Below are 3,347 nucleotides of genomic sequence, written 5' to 3' on the forward strand. Positions count from 1 at the left end.
CGGTCTTCAGGGTCAGCGTACTCTTGGGACTCTAACTTGTCGTAGAGTTCCTGAAACGCATCAGAAATGTACTTGAGGAAGATTAGTCCCAGGACAACGTGCTTGTATTCCGCCGCGTCCATGTGACCCCGCTGCTTATCCGCCGCCGCCCACAGGATTTCCTCAAAGCCTAACTTGGCACCGTTACTGCTCTTTGCAGCGTTACCGTTGGTCTTACTACTTGTCGATTTCGGGCGTGGCACTCTTCTTAATCCTCAAGATACTCTGAGATCGCTGTCAAATCTTCCATTGCAAGGGTTCAACCGATTTATCATAGCTTCTGCCACAACGATGGAGCATTGACCGTCTCCAACCTTTCCCGTAGATGACGGTCTAAAGCTTCAACCACCTCTGTATTTCGGATTGCGGCTAATAGCTCCATGTTGGTCAGGACAGCTAAATGAAACCCAGTTTGGTCTTTTCCCCCGTAGCCCATGTAGCCGTTTCTCAATTCCAGCTTCTAGGCGGGTGTATTCTGCATACTGGTAAAAAGTGATGCCAGTGGGTTCACGCTTGGGGTTGTGGCAGTGGTGGGTTAGATTGCATCATGGCGAGAGTTATTAAGTAAAGTCTCTTCTAATTCTGGAGATCGCAGCATTTAATCCTTGACTATGAATCCAACCCACATAACCGCCGTAAATCATTCGGTCATTGCCATCGGCTAAGAAAACGTGGTCAACTCCCACGGGGTTCTTCCAGGTTCTTACCGCTGTCCCATCCCTCAGCCGCATAATTGGATTAGCGCTTTTGAAATCCCTATGGTGTGCGGGAGTAATTCCAGGGACACTTTCTAAGATAGCGATCGCTTGTTTGGTGATATCTGTAATGTAAGCATCTGCTACAGTTGCACAACCACACCCATCTGTTACAGTGCTTCTGAGCCTATCCTTGATGTCACCGTCAAATAGCGATAAAGAATTAATCTCTTCCAAAAGCTTTCCGTGTGGCTCCTGAAGTCGTCTAGTGCAATAAACGGCTGTTAAAAAATCTTCAAGTCCTACCTTTGCTAAGGCATCGGTAATCAATCCGGTGAGTCCTAAGACTGCAATCCCGCCCAACATTCCTGCTGGGCCACCCAGAAAAGCTAAAGCTGCTGTGATAGCAGCGGCACCTGTTAAACCTGTAGCTGCCATTGTAATTACTAGGATGACTCCTGGTAATCCTAAAGCTGCTACTTTTTTGACGACTTCATCCATTGGTGATTCACCTCAATTCCTGCTCAAGAGGCACTGACTTTGGGAAATACTGACCCAACAAATCAATACCCCAATCTCCCATCGCCCGCAGTTGCGCCTCAATCTGCTTGAGAACTATCGCTAAAGGTCGAGTGCGCCCATTTTTCCAACGGTTCACCGATTGGATGAGACACTTAACTTTTGTGCTCTCCTACAATTGAGTCAGCCCTAAATGATATCTGGTTTCACGCACCAGTGCAGCGATTTCTAGCCCATTAGACACGGGCATGACAAGAATGCCTCCCAAGCTTTCTCAATTGAGCCTAAGCGATGAGACGCTGCATCTCAAATGGTATATTTACTGATTTTTCATTCAGTCTGCTTTTAATCAAGCTTTAAGATTACGCTTGATGAAGTAGATTGCACTCCATCTGAAGCCAATTGACTCAAGATTAATTGCACTCTTCCAAGCTACCCCCAAATCGTGGTAAATCATTGGGCATTGATGGGTAGTTTCAATGAAAATAGATCGGCACGGTCAAGCCAAGATTTTATCTGTAGCAGAAATCCAGTTGCTGTTCAATTCCGGTTTGCAAACCGAACGCGATCGCGCCTTATTCGGGATCTGCCTCTACACCGGCTGTCGCATCCGGGAAGCCTGTACCCTAAAGACAACTGATGTCTACGATCGTAAAGAAATCGTGCGACCCGATTTAATTATTCGCAAAGGAAACACCAAAGGCAAGCTAGCAACTCGCTGCATCCCAGTCATCGAAGAATTGCGGTCACTGTTAGTTGACTACTACCCCACACCTCGAACCTGGTTCTTGTTCCCCGGTCGCCACGGTCACGGACACCTCAACCCAGACTCCGCCGCCAAAATTTTGAGAGACGCTTGCCTGCACCTGGGAATAGAGGGAGCCAGCACTCACAGCTTCCGACGCACAGCCTTGACCCAGATGAGCGATGCGGGCATCCCGTTGCGAGTCATTCAAGAAGTGTCCGGACACCGCAATTTAGAAGAATTGCAAAAATACTTGGAAGTACGCCCAGAACAAGTCAGAGGAGCCGTATCAGCCTTATCAATGCTCTCCTATGTCGGGAAAAGAGCTTATGACGATGTAGAAACGGATCGGACACCAATGCGGTCGCCAGTTGAGAGATGTATGTATGACGACTTAAAGGAAAATCCTCCTTCAACTCCAATCGATGGTTCTGGTTTTATTGAAAAGGATTCCTGAATCGCTGCCGAAAATGCGATCGCCAGTCGGGAAAGTAGTATATGACGACATCCTAATTTCTTTTAGGAAAGAGTAGATAGATCGTCCCTAAAATGATTGCCTTTTCAATGTGACAAATCGCTGTCACGCTGCCCCAAGTTCTGCCTCTACAGTTTCGTTAAAGGAGCGCACGAGCGAGATAATTTGGTCGGCATCGTTGTCTGTGAACATACCATCCAAACCTTCTGGATACGAGTGGGTGAACAGAGGTTTATAGAGCAAACCTGAGTCCATTACGCCGTTTTGGCTCAGGTAGTCGATAATGTTCTCTACGAAGTGGATCTGATTAGCGCTGAAGTTGCCACCTTCTAGGTTTGAGCAATTAACCCTCTTCTGTCAAACTGGGGTGAAACCTTGATTTTTCGTGGGCTGTAACAACGTAAATTCGTTGAATTTTCCCAAAGTGACAGAAGAGGGTTAGCATTGTAGGTCGCTACAGCTAAGAGAATATCAGGTGCGAAGTATAAAAAGTCTTCATCAACATTTGATATTAGTTTTCTGTACCTATACTTTTATTCTTTGGCAACAATTAATGGGAGGATTAAGAGAAGATTGGGCGAATAAATCATTGCATACATTTACTGAAGCTTTATCAGCTTTTAAAACAGTGTATCTTACCGATTTGTCGGTTGGCTCCAGGAGAATAGTGACGTATTTGCATTACGCTGAGCGAATTTAGGGCTTGTTTGAGCTTGACCTTGCTCAAGTTCCGTTAGTTATTAAAAAAGGAAAAACGGGGGTTGACTTTTGGCTAATTCTTCTACTTTTACCCCTTAACAGAGGTAATACACTTACCAAGGGCTACCAATTATCGTGAAACCTGCCCAATAATAGGGATGAGATAAATCTTGGT

The 3,347-nt window shown here is 45.9% G+C and carries 5 protein-coding genes and 2 pseudogenes; 2 read left to right on the plus strand and 5 right to left on the minus strand.

Annotated elements, in window-relative coordinates:
- From H6F63_RS30760 to H6F63_RS29105, 4 genes are all read right to left on the minus strand, one after another.
- Nucleotides 1-242 (minus strand): type I restriction-modification system subunit M N-terminal domain-containing protein (locus H6F63_RS30760; protein ID WP_190633823.1); only part of this gene is annotated, 242 nt, incomplete at its 3' end.
- A gap of 68 nt (nucleotides 243-310) precedes the next feature.
- A complete protein-coding gene (locus H6F63_RS29100; RefSeq protein ID WP_199297436.1) occupies nucleotides 311-490 on the minus strand; it encodes a hypothetical protein in 180 nt (59 codons plus the stop codon).
- Between the two features lie 109 nt (nucleotides 491-599).
- Nucleotides 600-1,235, minus strand: coding sequence for a hypothetical protein (locus H6F63_RS00030; protein WP_190633825.1), 636 nt, complete (start codon nucleotides 1,233-1,235; stop codon nucleotides 600-602).
- Nucleotides 1,236-1,242: 7 nt separating this feature from the next.
- Nucleotides 1,243-1,392, minus strand: a complete 150-nt coding sequence (locus H6F63_RS29105) for a hypothetical protein (protein WP_199297438.1) — start codon at nucleotides 1,390-1,392, stop codon at nucleotides 1,243-1,245.
- A gap of 340 nt (nucleotides 1,393-1,732) precedes the next feature.
- On the opposite strand from H6F63_RS29105, the gene H6F63_RS00040 reads away from it, so the two are divergent.
- Nucleotides 1,733-2,455, plus strand: coding sequence for a site-specific integrase (locus H6F63_RS00040; protein WP_190633827.1), 723 nt, complete (start codon nucleotides 1,733-1,735; stop codon nucleotides 2,453-2,455).
- A 123-nt stretch (nucleotides 2,456-2,578) separates the two neighbouring features.
- On the opposite strand, the pseudogene H6F63_RS00045 reads toward H6F63_RS00040, so the two are convergent.
- Nucleotides 2,579-2,788, minus strand: a pseudogene (locus H6F63_RS00045) (type I restriction-modification enzyme R subunit C-terminal domain-containing protein); the annotation flags it as partial.
- Between the two features lie 139 nt (nucleotides 2,789-2,927).
- On the opposite strand from H6F63_RS00045, the pseudogene H6F63_RS29695 reads away from it, so the two are divergent.
- Nucleotides 2,928-3,163, plus strand: a pseudogene (locus tag H6F63_RS29695) (IS701 family transposase); the annotation flags it as partial.
- Nucleotides 3,164-3,347 lie beyond the last annotated feature (184 nt).

Source organism: Trichocoleus sp. FACHB-40, from assembly GCF_014695915.1.
GTDB lineage: Bacteria > Cyanobacteriota > Cyanobacteriia > Cyanobacteriales > FACHB-T130 > Funiculus > Funiculus sociatus.

What these genes read in the sequence shown, in the direction of transcription:
- H6F63_RS00030 (WP_190633825.1), bottom strand. Translation starts at nt 1,235, where the DNA reads ATGGATGAAGTCGTCAAAAAAGTAGCAGCTTTAGGATTACCAGGAGTC.
- H6F63_RS00040 (WP_190633827.1), top strand. Translation starts at nt 1,733, where the DNA reads ATGAAAATAGATCGGCACGGTCAAGCCAAGATTTTATCTGTAGCAGAA.